Annotated in this window: 14 protein-coding genes; 6 read left to right on the plus strand and 8 right to left on the minus strand. The window is 70.6% G+C overall.

Translation table 11 applies throughout. From position 1 onward, the window contains the following. Nucleotides 1-2,538 (plus strand): hypothetical protein (locus GXY85_12395; GenBank protein NLW51622.1); only part of this gene is annotated, 2,538 nt, incomplete at its 5' end. Nucleotides 2,539-2,548: 10 nt separating this feature from the next. Here the strand turns inward: GXY85_12395 and GXY85_12400 are convergent. Together GXY85_12400 and GXY85_12405 are read right to left on the minus strand one after the other, a co-directional pair. Then, a complete protein-coding gene (locus GXY85_12400; protein ID NLW51623.1) occupies nt 2,549-3,655 on the minus strand; it encodes an Ldh family oxidoreductase in 1,107 nt (368 codons plus the stop codon). A gap of 63 nt (nt 3,656-3,718) precedes the next feature. Then, nucleotides 3,719-7,324: a hypothetical protein gene (locus GXY85_12405; protein NLW51624.1), complete on the minus strand. Its 3,606-nt coding sequence runs from the start codon at nt 7,322-7,324 to the stop codon at nt 3,719-3,721. Between the two features lie 340 nt (nt 7,325-7,664). Here GXY85_12405 and GXY85_12410 point away from each other — a divergent pair, with 340 nt between their 5' ends. Then, entirely contained in the window at nt 7,665-8,285 is a 621-nt protein-coding gene (locus GXY85_12410) for a thioredoxin family protein (protein NLW51625.1), read from the plus strand. Between the two features lie 2 nt (nt 8,286-8,287). After that, a complete protein-coding gene (locus tag GXY85_12415; protein ID NLW51626.1) occupies nt 8,288-8,845 on the plus strand; it encodes a TlpA family protein disulfide reductase in 558 nt (185 codons plus the stop codon). Nucleotides 8,846-8,870: 25 nt separating this feature from the next. Here the strand turns inward: GXY85_12415 and GXY85_12420 are convergent, their stop codons facing one another. The 4 genes from GXY85_12420 to GXY85_12435 form a co-directional block, all read right to left on the minus strand. Then, nucleotides 8,871-9,398, minus strand: coding sequence for a chromate transporter (locus GXY85_12420; protein NLW51627.1), 528 nt, complete (start codon nt 9,396-9,398; stop codon nt 8,871-8,873). 18 nt (nt 9,399-9,416) lie between these two features. Next, complete coding sequence (locus tag GXY85_12425; GenBank protein ID NLW51628.1) at nt 9,417-10,583, minus strand: PTS transporter subunit EIIA; 1,167 nt, start codon at nt 10,581-10,583, stop codon at nt 9,417-9,419. Nucleotides 10,584-10,686: 103 nt separating this feature from the next. Further along, nucleotides 10,687-11,229 carry a macro domain-containing protein gene (locus GXY85_12430; protein NLW51629.1) on the minus strand — a complete coding sequence of 181 codons (543 nt, stop codon included), beginning with the start codon at nt 11,227-11,229 and terminating at the stop codon, nt 10,687-10,689. Nucleotides 11,230-11,257: 28 nt separating this feature from the next. Continuing rightward, nucleotides 11,258-11,404 (minus strand): hypothetical protein, encoded by a 147-nt coding sequence (locus tag GXY85_12435; protein ID NLW51630.1) that lies wholly within the window; start codon nt 11,402-11,404, stop codon nt 11,258-11,260. Nucleotides 11,405-11,524: 120 nt separating this feature from the next. On the opposite strand from GXY85_12435, the gene GXY85_12440 reads away from it, so the two are divergent. After that, the gene (locus GXY85_12440; GenBank protein ID NLW51631.1) at nt 11,525-12,466 is read left to right on the plus strand and encodes an SDR family oxidoreductase; all 942 of its coding nucleotides are present in this window, start codon (nt 11,525-11,527) and stop codon (nt 12,464-12,466) included. Between the two features lie 20 nt (nt 12,467-12,486). On the opposite strand, the gene GXY85_12445 is transcribed toward GXY85_12440, so the two are convergent. Further along, nucleotides 12,487-16,422 carry a hypothetical protein gene (locus tag GXY85_12445; protein ID NLW51632.1) on the minus strand — a complete coding sequence of 1,312 codons (3,936 nt, stop codon included), beginning with the start codon at nt 16,420-16,422 and terminating at the stop codon, nt 12,487-12,489. A 215-nt stretch (nt 16,423-16,637) separates the two neighbouring features. Here GXY85_12445 and GXY85_12450 point away from each other — a divergent pair, with 215 nt between their 5' ends. Together GXY85_12450 and GXY85_12455 are read left to right on the plus strand one after the other, a co-directional pair. Then, nucleotides 16,638-17,399 (plus strand): GNAT family N-acetyltransferase, encoded by a 762-nt coding sequence (locus GXY85_12450; GenBank protein ID NLW51633.1) that lies wholly within the window; start codon nt 16,638-16,640, stop codon nt 17,397-17,399. Nucleotides 17,400-17,501: 102 nt separating this feature from the next. Beyond that, the gene (locus GXY85_12455; GenBank protein NLW51634.1) at nt 17,502-18,686 is read left to right on the plus strand and encodes a Fic family protein; all 1,185 of its coding nucleotides are present in this window, start codon (nt 17,502-17,504) and stop codon (nt 18,684-18,686) included. 73 nt (nt 18,687-18,759) lie between these two features. Here GXY85_12455 and carB read toward each other — a convergent pair whose 3' ends face one another. Then, on the minus strand, nt 18,760-21,984 hold the full coding sequence (carB, locus tag GXY85_12460; protein NLW51635.1) for a carbamoyl-phosphate synthase large subunit: 3,225 nt from the start codon (nt 21,982-21,984) through the stop codon (nt 18,760-18,762). Nucleotides 21,985-21,986 lie beyond the last annotated feature (2 nt).

The following is a 21,986-nucleotide window of genomic DNA, read 5'->3' on the forward strand; positions in this document are numbered from 1 at the left end:
GCCGGGAACCACCCCTCGGTCGTCTTCTACTCGACCAGCCACAACGCCACCGGGTACGTGGACGACATGAACCCGGAGATGATCGACGGCGTGCACAACCCCCGCGACGCCTGGGCGGCGCAGAACGCCGAACGCGCCCTGCACGCCGAGGCGATCATCCGCCGGCTCGACCCCGGCCGGATCGTCTACCATCACCACTCGGGCAACCTCGGCTCGATGCACACCGTCAACTTCTACGCGAACTGGACGCCGATCCAGGAGATGTCCGACTGGTTCGGGCATTGGGGAACCGAGGGGGTCAAGCCGCTCTTCACGTGCGAGTACAGCACGCCGTTCCTCTGGGACTGGTCGATGTACCGCGGCTGGTACAGGGGCAAGCGAGAGTACGGAAGCGCGCCGGTGCCCTGGGAGTTCTGCCTGGCCGAATGGAACGCGCAGTTCGACGACGGCGCCGCCTACGACATCACCCCCGAAGAGAAGCAGAACCTGCGCTGGGAGGCCGAGCAGTTCGGGGCGGGCCGCATCTGGCACCGCTGGGACTACCCGCACAAGCTCGGGGCGATCGTGTTCGACTCCCGCTACCCCATCATCGCCGCCTACATCTCCGAGAACTGGCCCGCCTTCCGCACCTGGGGCGTGTCCGCCAACTCCCCCTGGGAGTACGGCGCCTACTGGCGGCCCCGCAGGGGCCTGCGCCGCGCACGCCGCGAGCTGCCCGTGGACTGGGACAGCCTGCAGCGCCCCGGGCTGAGCCCGGACTACGTCCACGAGCGCTACGAGCAGATGAACACGGCGTTCGAGCCGCCCGACTGGGTGCCCACCCCGGCCGCCGACGCCGTGTGCCGCTACAACATGCCGCTGCTCGCCTGCATCGCCGGGCCCCGGGACGCCTTCACAACACGGGGCCACAACGTCCTCCCCGGCGAGGCGTTCAAGAAGCAGCTCATCGTCATCAACAACTCCCGCGAAACGGTCACGGCCGAGTGCCGCTGGTCGTTCGGGAAGGACTCCGGCCGCGCGACGATCACCCTGCCCACCGGCGAGCAGGAGCGCATTCCCCTGTCCCTGACCGTGCCCCGCACGGCCGCGCCCGGCCGGCGCGAGCTGACCGCCGCCGTCCGCTTCAGCACCGGCGAGACGCAGACCGACTCCTTCGCGGTCGACGTGATGGCGAAACCGCGCGCCGTGCGGCGCACGCGCCGGATCGCGCTGTTCGATCCCCGCGGCGAGACGGCCGCCCTCCTGCGCACCATGGGCGTGCGGTGCGACGCGGTGGAGGCGGACGCCGACGTCTCCGCATATGACCTCTGCATCATCGGCAAGAACTCCCTGACGCCGGACGGCCCGGCGCCGGACCTGGCCGCCGTGCGCTCGGGGCTCAGGGCCATCATCTTCGAGCAGGCGGGCGAGGTGCTCGAACGCCGCTTCGGCTTCCGCGTCGCCGAGTACGGCATGCGGCGCCTCTTCCGGCGCGTGCCCGACAGCCCCCTGCTGGCCGGCCTGGACGGCGTGCACCTGCGGGACTGGCGCGGCGAGGCGACGGTCCTGCCGCCCCGCCTGGACCTCGACGTCACCGAGACGGGCCACACCGTGCGGTGGTGCGACATCCCGGTGACGCGCGCATGGCGCTGCGGCAACCGCGGGAACGTCGCCTCCGCCACCATCGAGAAGCCCGCCTGCGGCGACTTCCTGCCCGTCCTCGACGGCGGCTATGCACTCCAATATGCCGCCCTGATGGAATACCGCGAGGGTGCGGGCATGGTGCTGTTCTGCCAGACCGACGTCACAGGCCGCACCGAAGGCGACCCGGCGGCCGAGACGCTCGCCCGCAACCTGATCGAGTATGCGGCCGGCTGGACGCCCTCGCCCCGGCGCACGGTCATCTACGCCGGCGACCCGGCGGGCCGCGCACACCTGGAGGCCTGCGGCCTGGCGCCGGCCGCCCCGGACGCTGAGCTTGCGGCGGACCGGGTGCTCGTCGTGGCCCCCGGCGCCGCCCGGCAGCTCGCCGGGCGGGCGGCGGCCATCGCGAAGTGGCTCAGAGCGGGCGGGCATGCCCTGGCCATCGGGCTCGACGCCCGGGAAGCCAATGCCATCCTGCGCACGAAGGTGGCCACGAGACGCGCCGAGCACATCGCCGCCTGCTTCGAGCCCTTCGGGGCGGACTCCCCCTTCGCCGGCGTCTCGCCGGCAGAGGTGCACAACCGCGACCCGCGCAGGATGCCGCTCGTCACAAAGGGCGCCGCAGTGGTCGGGGACGGCGTGCTGGCCCGCGTGCGCAGCCGGAACGTCGTCTTCTGCCAGCTCACGCCCTGGCAGTTCGACTACTCGCGCGAACGGATGAACGTCAAACGCACCTTCAGGAAGGCGTCGTGCCTGCTGGCGCGGCTGCTGGGCAATATGGGTGCCTCGGGCGCCACGCGCCTGCTCGAGCACGTCTCGACGCCGCTCGGCGCGGGCGAACGACGCTGGCTGGACGGCCTGTACCTGGACGTGCCCGAGGAGTGGGACGACCCCTACCGCTTCTTCCGGTGGTGACGGACGCGCCTCAGAACGGCAGCGTGTGCCGGGTCAGCCCGAGGTCTGCGCGCAGCGCGCGGAACTCGGCCCGGAGCGATTCGCCGAAGGGCACTCCCTTGTCCTTCCGTTCGAGCCAGGCGTCGTGTTCCTTCTCGCCCGGCGTCCAGATGCGCTCGGCGCCCGGCGCCTTGCGGCTGTGGCGTAGCGCTCGGCAGATGTCGCCCGTGGTCTGCCTGAAGGCGTCCAGGTCGGTGAACGCCTCGACGTCGACCGCCAGGAAGAAGTGTCCGAGAGGGTACGGGATGCGCTTGCCATCGGAGTCGACGCCGCTCAGCGCCTTCAGAAACGCCCCCTGCTGCAGCGCCGCCGAGAGCATCTCGACAACCATGGCATAGCCGTAGCCCTTGTAGCCGGCCGTCTCCTCACCGAGCCCGCCGAGCGGCGTAAGCGCCGCCTTGCCCTTCACAAGGTCCACCAGGATCTGTTCGGTGTCCGTGCGATAGCGGCCGTCCTCGCCGATGACCCAGCCTTCGGGCACGCGCTTGCCCGTGCGCGCGTAGACCTCGATCTTCCCGCGCTGCGTGACGGACGTCGCGCAGTCGATCACGAACGGGAACGGCTCATCGGTGGGCATGCCCCAGGTCATGGGGTTCGTGCCGAGCATGTTCTCCACGCCCCAGGTGGGCGCGATGGACGGGCGCGCGTTCGTGCCCGTCAGGCCGATCATGCCCGCTTCGATGGCCATCATCGGGTAGTAGCAGGCGGCGCCGTAGTGGGTGGAGTTGCGCACGGCCGTCATGCCCAGGCCGTATTCGCGGGCCTTGTCGATGGCCATCTGCATGGCGCGCTTCGCGATGACGTGCCCCATGCCGTTGTGGCCGTCGATCACCGCTGTGGTCGGCCCCTCGCGGACGACCTCGAACTCCGTGACCGGGCTCAGTATGCCCGCCTTGATGCGGTCGAGGTAGATGGGCTTGAACCGGCTGACGCCGTGCGAGTCGATCCCCCGCTTGTCGGCGGTTATGAGGACGTCGGCGCAGACGGCGGCATCCGCCTCGGGCACGCCCATCGCCACGAATCCATCCCGCATGAAGCCCTCGACCGCCTCGAATCCCCACCAGACGATGCCATCCATGTGGTCGTTCCTCAGAGGACGGGGCGCCCGCGCGAGCGCCCCGCCCGTTTCCAGTGCACGTGTCTACCAGCAGAAGAACCGGTACGGGAAGTCGTATTCCTCCGGCACGTCGAGGTAGAGGCCGTCCAGCCAACGCTGCTCGCCGTCCCCGACCGGCTGCGACACGTGCGAGAGCAGCGGCGTGCGGCCCGCGGCTCCCATGTTGGCCAGCAGCCGCGTGACCGTGTAGGAGGCCTTCCGGAAGGTCCGCTTGATGCTCCACTGCTCCCCGGCGGAGTAGTCGAGCTGCCAGGGCGGAAGCTGGAAGAACACGACGTTGTCCTCCAGATGCCCCAGCACACCGTTGCCGACCGGCGTCGCGCCGCCCGAGACGAGCGGAAGCTCGCGCGGATCGCGGTTGTGCACGTCCGCCGGCGAGACGCCTGCCAGCGGCGACCCCAGGGGGACCGTGTCGAAGTACGAGGCGATGTGTTCGCCCGGCGTCGTCGTGACGGCTGCGGGCAGGAACGCGCCGGCCTGCACGCCCGTCAGGCCGAGCACCAGGACGTGTCCGCCGTCCTGCACCCAGCCGCGCACGTCGGCCGCGTTCGCACCGAGTTCTTCGCCTGCGCCCGGCCCGAGCACCAGCACCTGGTCGTCCGTCAGGTCGCCGAGGAATGCCGCCGGCTCCAGGCCCGCCGCTTCCAGGTGTTTCCGCCCAGCGTCCTCACCGGCATAGACGACCGTGCGGCGTTCGGCCGGCTCCCAGGCCGAAGCGTAGCCGACGATGTTGCGTGCCAGCGCCTCGGCAGCCGGATCGCGCTCGGTGCGGCCCGTCACGTCCATCTGGCAGAACAGCACCATCCCCTGCCCCTCGCGGTACTCCAGCAGCGGCGCGTATTGCAGCGCGTAGCCGCAGTCGAGGACCGGGAGGAAATCGCCCGCCGCCGGCTTCTCGATCAGCACAGAGGCCACACTGCCCCGGTTGCCGCAACGCCAGCGCTCGGTGATCGTGATGCCGCACCACTTCGCCATCGGGGAGTGGTAGCTGTACTCGTAGGTGCCGCGCGGCGGCAGCAGGGTGGCGTCGCCGCGCCAGTTCCACAGGTTCTCGTCGGCAAGGCCCTCGAGCAGCGGATGCTCGGGCACGCGCGGGAACACCCAGCGCATGGCATCCCGCGCGATGCGGAAGCCGAAGCGCTTCTCCAGCACTTCGTCCGTCTGCTCGAAGATGACGACCCTCAGCCCGTCGCGTACGCGCGCGATGTCCGGCGCGGGGCCGTCCGGCGTCAGGGAGTCCTTCCCGATGATCAGGACGTCATAGCCGGCCGGATCGTCGCCGGCCCCGACGGCGTCAAACGCAACCCCCAGTTCAGTCAGCAGTTGCGCCGTCTCCCCCTTCGGGTCGAACACTGCGATCCGCTCGGCGGCCTCCACCGGCTGCGGCATGGGCAGCACGTCGATGGGCAGGACGTCGTCCTGCCGTTCGCCATTGCTGAACTCGACCGTCGCCCGCAGGGCGTACTGGCCCGGCGGCAGATCCGCCGGCAGATCGAACGCCAGCGGGATGCGCTCCTGCTCGCCGGTGGGCAGGGTGATCGTCCGCCGTCCGACTCGGGCCGCGGGCAGGTCGAGCGACCACTCGCATTCGGCGGTCACGGTCTCGCGGCAGTTGTTGATGATGATGAGCTGCTTCTCGAACGCCTCGCCCGGAAGGAAGTTGTGGTCCTTGGTGGTGAAAGCGCCCGGCCGCCCGGCGATGTAGGCCAGCAGCGGCATGTTGTTGCGGAGGATGGCGTCCGGGGTGTGGTTGAGGAAATCGGACGGATCGTTCGACGAGAGTCCCCAGGTGCGGAACGCACGCCAGTTGTTCGTGAAGTACATCGAGTAGACGCCTTCGCGCTCCTCGTACGGATGGTTGAAGTCGTACGGGTAGTTCCAGCGCTGCCAGAAACCGTCCCCGCGGAACCGCGCGGCCTCCCAGCGCAGGTTCCGGGCCTCTTCCTCGCTGATCCGGTAGGCGGTCGGGCCGTAGAACTGCGCGTTCCACTCAGCGAGGCTCATCTCCCACGGGACGATGGCGCTGCCGAACACGCGCGTGCCCTTGTACCAGCCACGGTACATGCTCCAGTCCCAGGGGTACGGCACGCCGTACTCGTTCAGGTGCAGGGGCTTGACGCCCTCCGTCCCCCAGTGCTCGAACCAGTCGTCCATCTCCTGGATCGGCGCGAAGTTCGCATAGAAGTTGTTCGTGTGCATGACGCCCAGGTTGCCGGCGGCGTGGTGGTAGAGGATGCGCGTGGGGTCCAGGCCGTTGACAAGCGCCTGCGCCCTCAGCGCGTTGGCTGCGTTCTGCGCTCCGCTGCCCGAGCGCCGTTCGTGGATCCCGTCGATCATGTCGGGGTCCATACTGCCCATGTATCCAACCGAGTTGTGGCTGGTGGCGTAGAAGACGACCGACGGGTGATTGCCCGCCACGTGGGTGTAGAACTCCGCGTGCTCGGCGTAGCCGTTGGTGCGCTCGGCGTCTTCGGCGTCCCAGTCATACTGGCGGAAATGCGGCTGGGTGAGCGCCATGAGCACGCCCACGTCGTCGGCAGCCCGCAGAACGCCCTCGAAGCTCACGTGGTCGCCCGGGGCGGCGCCGAATCCGCCGCACGCCCCGAAGTTGAGCCCCATGTCCTTCCTCTCCTCCAGTCGCGCCCGGCTGTCCTCGTAGTCCGATCCCGGCTGGCTGCGCGTGAACGAGAGGAAGATCCGCGTGCCGTTCAGGTAGAAGTCCCGCCCGTCAATCCAGAACTCGCGGAAGCCGAACCGCTCCGGCAGCGCCTCGTCCAGCACGTTGCCGGCGCCGTCCCGAAGCGAGAGCGTCACGTCATACTGATTCTGCGGCGTATGGATGTCCCAGAGCCTCTCGGGATGCCAGTCGCAGGTGAACGGCAGGTGCCCGTCGACGACGTCCGCCCCGCCGAACGGGTCGCTGGTGAACTCCGTGACCGCCCCGTCCGGGTCGCTGACGCGCGCATGCAGGACGTAGGTCTGCTCGGGGTCGACGTCGTCCAGGGCCGTGTTGAAGGTGACCTGCCAGTTGCGCACCGACGTCTCCACGCGCAGGCGGCGGATGCGCCCGCCGCGCGGCGCGCCCACCAGGCTCACGTCCCCGCAGAGGCCGCGGCGGTTCACCTGCCCCGGCACCTCCCGCGACCCCATGGTGTCGTTGAAGGACATCATGACGGCGCGGAGCGGCAGCGCCAGGACGAGCATGCTCAAGACGTGCGTCCCGCCGGGCCGGCACACCTCTGTCAGGTCCACCTCTCCCGAAGGCCAGCGCATGTCGGCCACCTTGCGGCCGTCCACGTAGACGCTGGCGAAGGAGTGCAGGTACTCGGTCGTCAGGGCGATGTGGCGCCCCTCCCATTCGGCCGGAACGGTCAGGTCGACCTGGTACCAGGCGGCCTTCACGTCCCGCAGGTGCTCGGCGGACCAGGCCGGGTTGCGCACGAACCCCTCCGTGCCGCCCCGCTGCCCGCGGCCCGATGGCCAGGGCGCCGGAACCGCCTGATAGCCCCAGCCGTCCGCCGGGACCGTGTCCACCGAATCCCCCGCCGGCTGCCACCGCCACAGGCCGGCCAGCGATATGCGTTCGCACGTAGGCGTCGCCTCGCGCTCGGCCTCATCCAGCGTCCACATCGCCCGACCCTCCGGTAGAACGGCCACCTGGGCTGCCGCCCGGTGCGCCGCAGTGCAGACCAGAGCCCCAAGCAAGCACACGACCAGACCGACCCTCGGTGACTTCCGATTCATGACGGCCACCTCCCCTGAACCGATCGCCCCCGGCCCCCGCCCGTCCGCCGGGCATCCTTGCCGGGGCGACCCGGCACGTCGAAGTGTACGGGAACGCGTGCGGCCGCGCAAGCCCTGCCGCAATGCCCGGCGGCACTGGCACGGCCGGCGCATCTCATGGTAGCGTGGAGTATGGAGAGCCCCGCGGGGGCCCGCGGGGCGGGGAGTCTCTTCGGAAAGGGGGCCGATGATGGTCCGCACTGCCGGTCTTGCCGTCGTCCTTGCCGTCGCCGTCACGTTCCTGTCCGGTGTGGCGTCCGCCGCCGAAACCCTGAAGCCGGGCGCCGAAGCGCCCGCCTTCGAGCTGTTCGGCGTGGACTACAGGTATCACAGTCTGGAGGGCGCCGCAGAGGCCAGAGCGCGCGTTCTGATCTTCACCTGCAACCACTGCCCCGTGGCCGTGAGCTACGAGGACACGCTGGTCGCCCTGGGCAACGAATACCAGCCGAAGGGCATCCAGTTCATCGCGATCAACACGAACCCGGCCGACATGGTGGCCGCCGACGGGTTCCCCCAGATGATCGAACGCGCCAAGGAGAAGAACCTGCCGTACCCATACCTCTACGACGAGACGCAGAAGGTGTCCAGGGCCTACGGCGCGACCGTCACGCCGCATATCTTCGTCGTCGGCCCCGAAGGCACCATCCTCTACGAGGGGGCCGCGGACAACCGCCGTCGCGAGCCGAACTACCTGGCCGACGCCCTGGACGCCATCCTGGCCGGCCGGCCGGTTCCGGACGCGTCCACGGCGGAGTTCGGCTGCACGGTGAAGTACCGCCCGGAGCCCAGGGAAGCGCAGGGGGAGTGAGCATGTATGCCGATCGACCGGGGGCGCTGGTCGTCGTGATCGGCGCCATGGTCCTCCTCTCGGCTGCAGGAGGATGTTCGCGCAGCGACGGGGATGCCGGGCAGGTCCCGACGGCCGCGCCCGAACGTCCCCGCGTGCACCGCATCGACGCGGCGGGCCTCCGCCGGGTCATCGAGGCCCACAGGGGCGACGTCGTCCTGGTGGACCTCTGGGCCACGTGGTGCGCCCCGTGCGTCGAGGCGTTCCCGGAGGTCATCCGCTGGCATGACGAGCACGCGCCCGCCGGGCTCCGGATCGTCAGCGTCAGCCTGGACTTCCCGGAGGACTACGACGGGCTGGTGGACTTCCTGGCCGAGATCCGGCCGCCCTTCCCGACCCATCATCTGGACGTGGAGGACTTCGACGCCTTCGTGAACTCCTTCGCCCCCGAGTGGAGCGGCGCCATGCCCGCCATGGTGTTCTTCGACAGGGACGGCGCCCGCCGGCATGTGCTGCAGGGCGCGGACGTGCAGGAGCGCGCCGAGGGCCTGTTGCGACAGATGCTCAACGCCGCCCCGTAGTGCGCATCGTCGCGCACCCGGGGCGTCAGAACACGAAAAGGCCCACCACGCCCGACCCGGCGATGACGGCCAGCGGGTGCACCTTGCCCTCGCACAGCGTCAGCAGCGCGAACGCCCCGGCGGCGATCGCGAACTCCATCGGGGCCGCGATGACGATCCGCCCGTACGACCAGACCGCGAACAGCAGCAGGCTGAGCACGCCGATGCGCAGCCCGCGCCGCAGGCGCAGGAAGTGGTCGTTCGGCCCGCTCCGCGTGCGCACGCTCTCCAGCAGTGTCAGCATCAGCAGGGCGGGCAGAACCACCACTGCCGTCGCCAGGAGCGCCCCGCCCAGGCCGGCGACACGGAAGCCGACGAACGTGGCGGCGTTGACGGCAATCGGCCCCGGCGTCATCTGCGCGACGGCCACGATCCGCGACATCTCCTGCTCCTGAAGGAACCCGCGGTTCTCCACCAGCTCGCGGCCCATCAGCGGCACGGTCACCAGCCCGCCCCCGTAGGCGCCGACGCCGATGATTGCGAAGCTCACTGTCAGCAGCCACAGCTTCTGCATAGGTCTACGCTCCGAACGTCAAAGCAGTTCCGCACACTCCCGCCGGGCCGTCACGACGAGGTTCCTGAGTCCCCGAACCCCGTCCGCCCGGAGCCACTGATCGAGGAACCCCTCCCGCGCCGCCATCTGCGCCAGCCCCGCGATGCAGGCCAGGTAACACTCGCGCATATCCAGCGACCCGACCAGCACGAAGACGATCCGGACCTGCGGCGCCTGCTCGGAGAAGAAGGCCCCGCCCCGGCATCGCACCAGCGCCATCTTCAGCACGTTCTGGCCGTCGACAACGACGTGCGGCAGCGCCACGGACGGACTGACCGCGGTGCTGCTGGCGGCCTCGCGATGCTTCAGCGCCGCCGCCAGCGCCGACCGCTCCGCCGGAGCCGGCCCGCCGAGTTCCTGCCCGACCAGCTCGAGCAGCTCATCGGAGGAGACCGCCCCCTTCAGGTCGAGCACCGGCGCCTTCTCCAGCAGTGCGCGCACCCGGCCGCGCAACCGGTCATGCGGGTAGTAGATGATCTCCCGCAGGTCCGCCCCGTAGTGCTCGCCGAGCAGTTCCTGCGCGGGGATGCCCTCGATGAGCTTCAGGAGCGCCAGCCCCTCCTCGGTCTCCTCACGCACCGCCATCCGCTCGCGCATCAGCAGGTAACCCAGCCCGGCGGCCACCAGGACCGCCCAGATGGGGTGCGGACCGAAGACGGCCACCGCCAGCCCCGCAGCGCCCACGAATGCGTTCTGCCACGTGCGCCGAAGCCTTCGCGCGAACGTCAGGGCGGAGAACGCAATCTGCCCCGCCACGGCGATGGCACAGCCCTTCAGGAAGGCGGCCACCGCAGGATGGTCGAAGTACGGCGCGCCGAATCGGACGATCAGCAGCATCACGAGAACCGACGGGCACACGGTGCCGGCGGCGGCCGTCGCGGCGCCGCGCATGCCCGCCAGACGCCGTCCCTCCACAAACGCCAGGTTGACGGCGATCGCGCCGGGAACGGCCGTCGCCCGCGACAGGACGTCCACGAACTCCCGATCGGTCAGCCACCGGCGCCTCAGGACCAGCTCGTGGCGCATGACGGCGGCCATGGCGAACCCGCCGCCGAAGGTCATCAGGCCGATGCGGAAGTACGTCCAGAAGAGCCTCAGGCACGACACCGAGGGCGCGTTCGCAAGGTCCTGGTTCACTGCACTCATCCGTCGTTCCGTCCACCTGCAGAGCACCGTGGGCCGCCAGGCGGGCCCATTCGCCCGACTGTAGGGCAGGAGGCCTCCGGTTTCAACGTGCGGGCGCGCGGGATCAGCGGGCCGCCGCCAGTTCGTGGAGCACGCGCTCGTGCAGGCGCCGGTCCTCTTCGCTGAAGAGCACGAAGCGGACGCAGCGCACGGACCTCAGCCTCGGCGCCGCCTCCAGCACGGTCGCGAACGCAACCCGCGCGGCGGCCTCCATCGGATAGCCGAACACCCCGGTCGAGATGGCCGGGAAGGCCACGGAGGCCAGCGTCTTCTCCTCGGCTCGCAGGAGCGCGTTCCGATAGCACGCGGCCAGAAGCCCGTCGGACGGAGTGTCGACCCCGTAGACCGGCCCCAGGCAGTGGATGACATGCGGGTTGGGCAGGTTGTGCCCGCCGGTGATCACCGCGTCGCCCGGTCGGATCGGCGCCAGCGGCCTGCACTCCGCCTCCAGGCCCGGGCCGGCCGCGCGGTGGATCGCCCCGGCCACGCCGCCGCCCGGCCGCAACTGTGCGTTGGCGGCGTTCACGATCGCATCCACGTCCGGCTGACGCGTGATGTCGCCCCGCACACACTCGATGGTCACGCCATGGACCTCGCGTATGGACATTGCCCGGTCTTCGCCTCCACAAAGGGAATCAGCACGTCCGCACCCGCGGGATGGGGTCGATCCCGTCCTGCTCGATGCCGCCGATCCGCTCGCGCAGCACATCGTTCGCCGGCATGACCCGCTCCAGTCTACCGCCCGTGGCGCTGCCGTGCCCACTGCAGCGGACAGCCCCCACGGGGGTCTCCCTGCACACGGCCCGCACGGCCCGCACGGCCCGACATTGGACCGCCGCGCCCCACAAGCGGTAGAATCGGCCGCTCGGCACACCGGCAACACTGCAGACAAGGGGTCGCACATGGCCGTATTCACAGTCACCGGCGGCGCAGGCTTCATCGGCTCCAACATCGTTCGGCGCCTCGTGGCCGACGGGCACGTGGTCCGCGTGGTCGACGACCTGAGCACCGGCCGCCGCGAGAACCTGGACGGGCTGGAGGGCCGCATCGCCGTGCACGAGGGCTCCATCCTGGATCCCGCGCTGCTTGCGGGGGCCTGCACGGGCGCCGACTGCGTGATCCACCAGGCCGCGCTGGCCAGCGTGGTGGGGTCGGTCCGGGACCCCGTCGCCACGAACGCAGTCAACGTCGACGGCACGCTGAACGTGCTCGTGGCCGCGCGCGACGCCGGCGTCCGGCGGGTCGTGTATGCCTCCAGCAGCGCGGTCTACGGCGACACGCCCCCCCTGCCGAAGGACGAGACCATGGCGCCCTGTCCCCAGAGCCCCTACGCCGTCAGCAAGCTGGCCGGCGAGCACTACTGCCGCGCCTTCACGCACGTGTACGGACTGGAGACGGTCTCGCTGCGCTACTTCAACGTCTACGGCCCCCGGCAGGATCCGTCCAGCCAGTACGCGGCCGTCATCCCGATCTTCATCCGCCGCCTCCTGGCGGGCGAGCCGGTGACCGTCTATGGCGACGGCGAGCAGTCGCGCGACTTCGTGTTCGTCGAGGATGTTGCGGCCGCCAACCTTGCGGCCGCGCAGGCCCCGGATGCGGCCGGGGCCGTGGTCAACATCGGCTCGGGCGAGCGCCGCACGCTCAACGACCTGATCGCCGTCCTCCACGATCTGACCGGCGAGCACACGCCGCCCCGCTACACCGCCGCGCAGCCGGGCGACGTGAAGCACTCCCAGGCCGACATCTCGCTGGCCCGTCGGATCATCGGCTACGAACCGCAGGTCGACTTCGCCGAGGGCATCCGCCGTACCTGCGAGTGGTACGGGAGCCGACGGAGCGGCTGAACCGCCGGCATCGAGCGCGCCTACCAGACGAAGAACCGATAGGGATCGTCCAGCTCCACCGGCGTGTCCATGTAGAGGGCGTCCAGCCACCGCGTCTCATCGCTCCGCACCGGCTCTGCGAAGCGCTCCGGCAGCGGCGTCCGACCGCGCACGCCCATGTTCGCCAGCACCCGGTTCACCAGGTAGCTCGCCCGCCGATAGGTCATCTTCCGGTTGAACTGCTCCTCGTAGTCGAACTGCCAGGGCACCAACTGGCAGAAGACGACGCCCGGCGCCAGGCCGAGCACGCCGTTGCCGACCGGGGTGGCCCCTGCGGTGACGAGGCTCAGCTCGCGCGGATCGCGGTTGTGCACGTCGGCCGGCCCCACGCCCGCCAGCGGCGAACCCAGAGGGGCCGCCGGGAGGACGGCGTTGATGTGTTCGGCCTGCCGCATCGCCACGCGCCCGGGCAACACGGCGTTCGCCTCGGCTTCGGTGAGCCCGACGGCCAGCACGCGCCCGCCCTCGCCGAGCCACGCGGCGATCTCGGCCCGGTGCGGCGCCAGTGGCCCCGCGGCGCCCGGGCCGATGGCCAGCACACGGTCCGCCGCCGGGCGGCCGCCTTCATAGTCCGCCGGGCTCAGGCCCGCCGCCTTCAGGTGCGCCCTGCCGGCCTGGTCGCCGGCGTAGAGCAGGCCGCGCGGCGCATCGGGCCGCCACCCGTCCGCATAGGCCAGCAGGTTGCGCACCAGCCGCCCGGCAGCCGGGTCGTCCTCGGTGCGGCCGGTCACGTCCATCTGGCAGAAGACCACCAGACCGTTGCCCTCGCGCCACTCCAGCAAGGGGCTGTACTGCAGCCCGAAGGCCCCGTCGACGATGGGCAGGAAGTCGCCGCAGGCGGGCTTCTCGATCAGGACCGATGCCACGCTGCCGCGCCGGCTCGACCGCCATCCGCGCGTGACGTCCAGGCCGCACCACTTCGTGAGGGGATACTGCCAGCGAACGAACTCGTACTCCAGGACCGGCGGGACGCTCGTCGCCTGGCCCCGCCAGTCGCGCAGATTGGCCGTCGCGAGGCCCGCCAGCACGGGGTGGTCCGGCACGCGCGGGAACACCCGCCGGAGCCCGTACTCCTGCACGCGAAAGCCCAGGCGCCTCTCCAGGACGTCCCGCGTCTGCTCGAACACGATCGCCCGGAGCCCGCCGCGCACGGGCGCCAGGTCGGGCGCCGGGCCGTCGGCCGTCAGGGCGTGCCTGCCGATGACCAGCAGGTCGAAGCCGGCCAGGTCGGCCCCGGCGTCGATGGCCGTGGCTTCGATCCCGAGGGACCGGAGCAGCGCGGCCGTCTCCCCCTTCGGGTCGAACAGCGCGACGCGGCCCCTGCACTCGAGCGCCGGCGCGGGCGCCAACACGTGCACGGCGAAGGCGTCGTCCTGCACCTCGCCCGTGTCGAACCGCGTGCGCATGGTCAGTGCATACTCGCCGGCCGGCAAGGCGTCCGGCAGCGCGATCTCGAGCGGAATGCGTGCCTGTTCGCCCGTCTCGACCGTCGCCTGCGCGGCGCCGCTCACCGGCGTCGGTGCGGCCAGGGTCCACGAGCAGTCCGCCGTGACCGTGCGCCGCGAGTTGTTGATGACGATGATCTGCTTGCGCACCGTCTCGCCGGGCAGCACGTTGTGGTCCTTGCCGGTGAACTCGCCCGGTCGGCCGGCGATGTAAGCGAGCAGCGGGCGGTTGTTGCGCAGGAACGCCTCGCCGGTCGCGGCCGGCTGCCAGTCCTCCCGGGCATAGGCCATCTCGAAGGACTCCTGGCGCCGGTCCACCAGGTCCGGGCTGAAGCCCGGCCGCTGCAGCGCGTCCCAGTCGGTCGGGAACTCCACGGCCCGGCGGTCCACCCCGTCCCGGAGCTTGAACAGGTTGTTGTGCGTCCAGATGTTGAAGGCCGTCACGCCCCAGGTGCGGTAGGCGCGCCAGTTGTCGGTGATGTAGGCCGCCCCGACGTCGGCCACATTCGGTATGCCGAGCGGGGACGCGGTGATCGGCGACGGGTAGTCCCAGCGCTTGAAGGGGCGGTTCTCCCGCCAGCGTCCCGCCTCGTAGCGCAGGTTGCGCCGCTCGGTCTCGGTCAGGTCGAACGCGGCATCGCCTCGGAACTGCGCGCCCCACTCGGCCGTGCAGAACTGCCAGAGCAGGCTGTCGTTTCCGTAGACCCAGCGCCCCTCCATCTTGCCGTTCGGATAGCCCCGGTGCATCGTCCAGCTCAATTCGCACGGAGCACCGTACTCCGTCAGTATCAGCGGCATCACGCCGGCGTTCGCCCAGTGCTCGAACCAGTCCGACCGCTCCTGGATGGGCACGAAGTTGATGTAGTGGTTCAGGGTGTGCATCTGCCCCAGGGTGCCCGCCGAATGGTGGTAGATGGGCCGGGTCGTGTCGAACCGCTGCACGACGGCCTCGGAGCGGAGGCCGATCAGGGCCCGCTCGTCGTCGCGGGGGCCCTTCTCGCCCATGCGGTCGTGCAGCCCGTCCATGTGGTGCGGGTTCACGCTGTCGGCATAACCCATGGTGTTGGCGTTCATGGCATACATGACCACGGACGGATGGTTCTGCGCCATGCGCACGTAGAACTCAGCCTGCTCGGCGAAGCCGTTCGTCTCCTCCGCGTCGGGCGCGTCCCATGGGAAGTCCATGGCGTGAGGCAAAAAGAGCGCCATCAGCATCCCCACGTCGTCGGCCGCCCGGAATATCTCCTCCAGACCCACGTGCACGCCCGGATGGCAGTTGTAGTTGTGCGTGTAGACCAGGTTCACGCCCACGTCCTTGAGGCGCCGGAAGGTCTCGCAGGCGCCCTCGTAGGTCGCGCCCGCCACGCCGGTCTTACCCGCCCGGTGGCTCTCCAGCGGCAGCACGAAGCACTGGATGCGGGAGCCGTTCAGGCGCAAGTCCCGCCCGTCCACCCGCAACTCGCGGAAGCCGAAGCGCACGGGCAGGAAGGCGTCAAGAACCCCGCCCGCGCCGTCCACAAGCGAGACCTCCGCAATGCACACGTTCTGCGGCGTGTGCGTGTCCCACAGCCGATCGGGACGCCAGGGCGCGCCGAACCGGAAGCGCCCTCCGGCCAGGGCGTCCGCCCCGAACGCCGGGCCCTCGACCTCCCGCACGGTCTCCCCGTCCTGCTTGAACACGGCGCGCAGGCCGTACTCACGGCCGGCCTCCAGGCCCTCCAGGGCGACGTCCAGCGACACGGTCCCGTCGCGCACCGAGGTGTCCACCTTGACGTCGGTGATGCGCGCGCCCGCCGGCGTGGCGGTCAGGAACACGTCACCGCACAGGCCGCGCCCGTCGACGGTCCCCTTCACCTCGCTCGACTGATTCGTCTGGCTGAACACGGTGACGACGTCCTTCAGCGGCACCGCCGCCACGAAGAGCGTCAGGACGTGGCTCGCGCCGGGCCGGCAGGCGGAGGTGATGTCCACCTCGCCCCAGGGGAAGCGGATCTCGCCCAGCCGCCGGCCGTCCACGTAGACGGCGGCGAACGAGTTCAAGTAGGCCGTGGAGACCGCGATACGCCGACCCGCCCAGTCCTGCGGGATGCCGATCGTGCGCTGGTGCCAGGCCTGGTTGACCTCCGACAGGCGGCGGTCCGCCCAGCTCGGGTGCGGGTAGAGCCGCTGGTTGTCGGACCGGTCGCCGCGCGGCCACGGCCCCGGCACCTTGATGTGGCCCCAGCCGCCGTCCGGCAGGGGCTCGTCCGCGCTGCGCGCCGGCCGGAACCTCCAGAGCCCGTTGATGCAGACGCGTTCCCGCGTCGTCGTCGCCTCCCGATGGGCCTTCGCGAGGTCCCAGACCGCACGCACGCCGGGCGGCAGAGGCGCGGCGGCATCCTCCGCGCCCCGGCCCGGGGACGCCGCACAGACCCACAGGCCCAGAAGAACCACCGTCCCGACGACCCGTCCCGCGACGCCACCGCGCACCATGCCGACGCCCTCCCTTCCCAGCTCTGTGCGGCCCGGCTGCCGCCGGCCCGAGCCTCTGCGGATGTTACCCGTCCGCCGCCCCACATGCCAGAGCAGGACCGAACCCGCCGCGTCACTCCGAGCCACTGCACAAGTGCCGCGGTGCCGGATGGTTGACGCAGGTCGTCAGAATCGCCATAATGCGGTCGTATCGTGCTCTGGGTGAGGCACAGACGATGGCAGCTACCAGGACGGCATGGCCCGACGTGAACCAGCATCTCGCTGCGGACCTGCGCGACGATCTGTACGTGCAGGACGAACTTCGTCAGGCCGATCCCTCCGATCCGCTCTACGTATCCGGGGGACAGGGGGCCCGCAACGCGCTCAGGATGTGGCTGCAGTATGACCCGCTCGACGTATGGATCGAGGCACAGGATGAGGACGCGCGGAGACTGCTGCGGCTTCTGCCGGCCGATCGCGACCTGCACGTGAAGGTCGCCTCGCCCTTCGGCCTCCAGATCGTTCAGGAAGAACTGCGCGGCACCGTCAGCGTGGGGCAGGTGTTCTGTTTCGTTGACCGGGCCAGGTTCAGGCCTTCGCTGGTCCATAGAACGATGCCGCTCTCCCGGAACGACGAGAAGGCCCTCGCGGAGTACCCCGAGCAGTGGCCCACCGACTGGGATCGCGAGCTGGAGGGGGTCGACGCAGGTTCCGATTGCATGTTCGGCTGCTGGGAAGACGGGCAGCTCGTGGGCTACGCCACGGCGTACTCGTACGACGGAGTCGGCCAAATCACCGCCGACGTCCGGCCCGAATGGCGGGGCAAGGGCTACGGCCGGAGCCTGCTCTCATCCGCCATCGAGGATCGCCTGCAACGCGACCGTTGCGTGCTTTGCTCCTGCTGCATGGAGAACATCGCGCACCTGCGGACCGCCGTCGCCCTCGGCTTCGCGCCGCTCCGTCAGACCTTCTACTTCCACGGACGACGCAGAGGCTGACGGCACCTCGCGGCCGACCATTAGTAACGCTCCCTTGACTAACGCCGCGCACAAGGTAAGATATCCTTACCAGGGAACCGCGTTGTCCAAGGGGGCTTGACCATGGCCCGGTCCGTCGGGACGTACCGCCAGATCCGCGTCGGCGGGGAGAACGTGCGCGCCTTCGTCCCCTACCCGCTCCCGCCCGAGAATCCGCCGCTGCGCATGGAGGGGCCGCTCGAGGCCCGGCACACGGCCGCCCTGGCCGCTCTGAGCCGCCTGAACGTCGCCGGCGCCATGGTGCCCAGCCCGGAGTGGTTCCTCTACGGCTTCGTGCGCAAGGAGGCCGTCATCTCCTCGCAGATAGAGGGCACCCAGGCCACGCTCATGGACGCCCTGACCTACGAGGCCACCCACGAGGCGGAACGCCCCGCCGAGGTCGCCGAGGTCTGCAACTACGTCGATGCCCTGGCCCACGCCCGCAGGGAACTGGCCCGGGCGAACGCGGTCCGGCTGGACACGCGCCTGCTCTGCGCCGCCCATGCGCGGCTGATGCGCGGCGCCCGGGGGCTCGCCGCGCGGCCCGGCAGCGTGCGAACCGCCCAGAACTGGGTGGGCGGCGCCACGCCGGCCCTCGCGAGCTTCGTCCCGCCGCCGCCCGAGCACGTGCCCGCCGCCCTCGCCCGGCTGGAGCGCTGGATCCACGCCGACGACCCGCTGCCGCCGCTCGTGCGCACCGGGCTGGCGCACGTGCAGTTCGAGACGATTCATCCGTTCCTCGACGGCAACGGCCGGATCGGCCGGCTCCTGATCGCGCTCCTGATGGAGCACTGGGGCCTGCTCTCGCTGCCGTTGCTCTACCTGAGCCTCGGCTTCCGGCGCCGCCGGCAGGAGTACTACGCGCGCCTCGCAGCCGTGCGGACCCACGGCGACTGGGAGGGCTGGACCGCGTTCTACCTGGAATGCGTGCGCGAGGCCGCCGACGACGGCCTGGATGCCGCCCAGAGGCTGTTCACCGTCATCGGCCGCGACCGCCGGACGCTCCTCGGCCGCCCGGACGCAACGGTCACCGCCCTGCGCCTCTGCGACCGCCTGCCGGAGCACCCCATCGTCACCCTCGCGGCGGCGACCCAACTGCTGGACACCACCAAGCCGACGGCCGCCAAGGCCATCGAGGTGCTCCGCCGCGCGGGCATCCTGCGCGAGACCACAGGCCGCCGGCGCAACCGCGCCTATGCCTACGACGCCTACCTGAAGGTGCTGTCCGAAGACACCGCCACCGGGCCGCACCACCCAACCAGCGGGTAAGCGTCGGGCGTCCTCGCCCGGGGGGCGGGGCCGGTGCGTGCGCGGACGGGCCGCCTCCCCGATGGGCGGCCGTTCAGCCCGCGGCAAGGTCGTGGAGTTCCTGCAGGCAGCGCACGCGGAACTCCCCCTCCTTGAGCGCCCGGATGGCCTCGGCGGCCGCCTGCGCCGCCGCAATGGTGGTGAGCAGCGGCAGGCCGTAGGTCACCGCCGCCGCGCGGATCGTCACCTCGTCCGCGCGGGGGATCGGGCCGCTGGGGGTGTTGACGAGCAACTGCACCTCGCCGCTCCTGATACGGTCCAGGATGCCGGGGCGGCGCTGCTCCGCCAGCTTGGGCACCACCTCCGCGGGCACGCCGGCCGCCTCCAGCCGGGCCGCGGTGCCCTCCGTGGCCAGCACCGCCAGCCCCGCCGAACGCAGAAGGCGTGCGACCGGGACGATGCGGTCCTTGTCGGCGTCCTTCACGCTGATGAAGACGTTTCCCGCATGCGGCAGCGGCTGGCCGGCGGCCATCTGCGACTTGGCGAACGCCAGGGGGAAGGACGTGTCGATGCCCATGACCTCGCCGGTCGACTTCATCTCGGGGCCCAGGATCGGGTCCACGGACGGGAACCGCGCGAAGGGCAGGACCGACTCCTTGACCGAGCGGCAGCGCGGCCGGGGGTCGGCCGTCACGCCCAGCTCGCGCAGGGTACGCCCGGCCATGACCTGCGTGGCGATGCGCGCAAGGGGCATGCCCGTCGCCTTCGAGACGAACGGCACCGTACGGGAGGCCCGGGGGTTGATCTCCAGGATGTGGACGATCCCTTTGCAGACGGCGTACTGCACGTTCATCAGGCCCACGACGTTGAGTTCGAGCGCGAGCCGGCGCGTCTGGTCCTTGATCTCGGCGACGATCCCGTCCGGCAGCGAGTGCGGGGGCAGCACCATGGCGCTGTCGCCGCTGTGGATGCCGGCGGCCTCGATGTGCTCCATGACGCCGGCCACGATCACGTCCGTGCCGTCCGCCACGGCGTCCACGTCGACCTCCGTGGCGTCGTCCAGGAACTTGTCGATCAGCACGGGGTGCCCGGGCGCCGCCGCCAGGGCGTCGGCCACGATCTTCTCGAGCTGCTCCTCCGCCCACGCGATGACCATGGCCCGCCCGCCCAGGACGTAGGACGGCCGCACGAGCACGGGGTAGCCGAGCCGGCGCGCGACGGCCAGCGCCTCCTCGTAGCCGGCCGCCATGTCGCTGGGCGGCTGGCGGAGGCCCAGTTTCCGGACCAGTTCCCGGAAGAGTTCCCGATCCTCCGCCCGGTCGATGGCCTCGTGCGATGTGCCCAGGATCCGCACGCCGGCCCGCGCCAGCGGAACGGCCAGGTTCAACGGCGTCTGACCGCCGAGCTGAACGATGACGCCCTGCGGCCGCTCGCGATCGACGATGTTCAGCAGGTCTTCCAGCGTCAGCGGCTCGAAGTAGAGGCGCGTGGCCGTGTCGTAGTCGGTGGAGACCGTCTCGGGGTTCGAGTTGACCATGACGGCGTCGTAGCCCAGGTCCCGCAGGGCCAGGGCGGCGTGGACGCAGCAGTAGTCGAACTCGATGCCCTGGCCGATGCGGTTGGGGCCGCCGCCGATGATCAGGACGGCCGGCCGGTCGCCGGGGCGGCTCTCGTCCTCGTCCTCGTAGGTCGAGTAGAAGTACGGCGTGCGGGCCTCGAACTCGGCGGCACAGGTATCCACCAGCTTGTAGACGGCCGCGAGGCCGTCGTCGAGCCGCCGGGCGCGCACGGCGGCCTCCTCGGAGTGAGTCAGCTCGGCGATGCGGCGGTCCGAGAACCCGTTGCGCTTGGCGCTCCGCAGCAGGGCGCGGTCCAGGCCGCCGACGGACCCGCATTCGGCCAGTTCACGCTCCTGGTCGACGATCCGGCGGACCTGGTGCAGGAACCACGGGTCGATCTGCGTCCGTTCCGCCGCCTCCTCGACGCCCATCCCCGCCCGGAAGGCATGGGCCAGGCAGAGGAGCCGCTTCGGGTTCGGGCGGACGAGTAAAGCGCGCAGTTGCTCGGGGTCGCTCGGGACCTCTCCGTCCGCGTGCAGGCCGGCCGCCCCTGTCTCCAGGGAGCGCAGCCCCTTCTGCAGGGCCTCGGTGAAGGTGCGGCCGATCGCCATCGCCTCGCCGACGCTCTTCATGGAGATGTGCAGGGTGTCGTCGGCCCCGGGGAACTTCTCGAACGCGAACCGCGGGATCTTCACGACGCAGTAGTCGATGCTCGGCTCGAAGCAGGCGGGCGTCTCGCGCGTGATGTCGTTGGGAATCTCGTCCAGCGTGTACCCGACGGCCAGTTTCGCGGCCAGCCGGGCGATCGGGAACCCGGTGGCCTTGCTGGCCAGCGCGGACGAACGCGAGACGCGGGGGTTCATCTCGATCGCCACCATGCGGCCGGTGCGGGGGTCGACGGCGAACTGCACGTTCGCGCCGCCGGTCTCGACTCCCACCTTGCGGATGATGGCGATGGCGGCGTTGCGCATCTCCTGATACTGGCGGTCGGTCAGGGTCTGGGCGGGGGCGACGGTGATCGAGTCGCCCGTGTGCACGCCCATCGGGTCGACGTTCTCGATCGAGCAGATGATGACCGCGTTGTCCCGGCGGTCGCGCATCACCTCCAGTTCGAACTCCTTCCAGCCGATGACGGACTCCTCGATGAGGACCTCCCCCACCATGCTGGCTTCGAGCCCGAACTCGGCGGCGCGTTTGAACTCCTCGTGGTTGTAGGCGATGCCGCCGCCGGTGCCGCCCAGCGTGAAGCTGGGCCGGACGACCAGCGGGAAGCCGATCCCGGCGGCCGCCTCCTGCGCCTCGGCCAGGCTGTAGACCGCCCGGCTCCGCGGCAGATCGATGCCGATCTCCTGCAGCGCGGTGCGGAACAGGTCGCGGTCCTCGGCCCGCTTGATCGCGTCGTAGTCCGCCCCGATCATCTCCACGCCGAACTCCTGCAGCACGCCGGCCTCCCATGCCTGCACGGCCGTGTTCAGCGCCGTCTGCCCGCCGAGCGTCGCCAGCAGCGCATCCGGCCGCTCCCGCTCGATGATGGCCCGGAGGGCCTGCACCGTGACGGGCTCGACGTAGGTGCGGTCGGCCACCGAGGGGTCGGTCATGATCGTGGCCGGGTTGGAGTTCAGCAGGACGATCTCGTAGCCCTCTTCGCGGATCGCCTTGCAGGCCTGCGTGCCCGAGTAGTCGAACTCGCACGCCTGCCCGATGACGATCGGGCCGGAGCCGATGATGAGTATCTTGCGGATGTCCGTTCGCTTCGGCATGG

Source organism: Candidatus Brocadiaceae bacterium (assembly GCA_012728835.1).
Taxonomy (GTDB): Bacteria; Planctomycetota; Brocadiia; order SM23-32; family SM23-32; genus JAAYEJ01.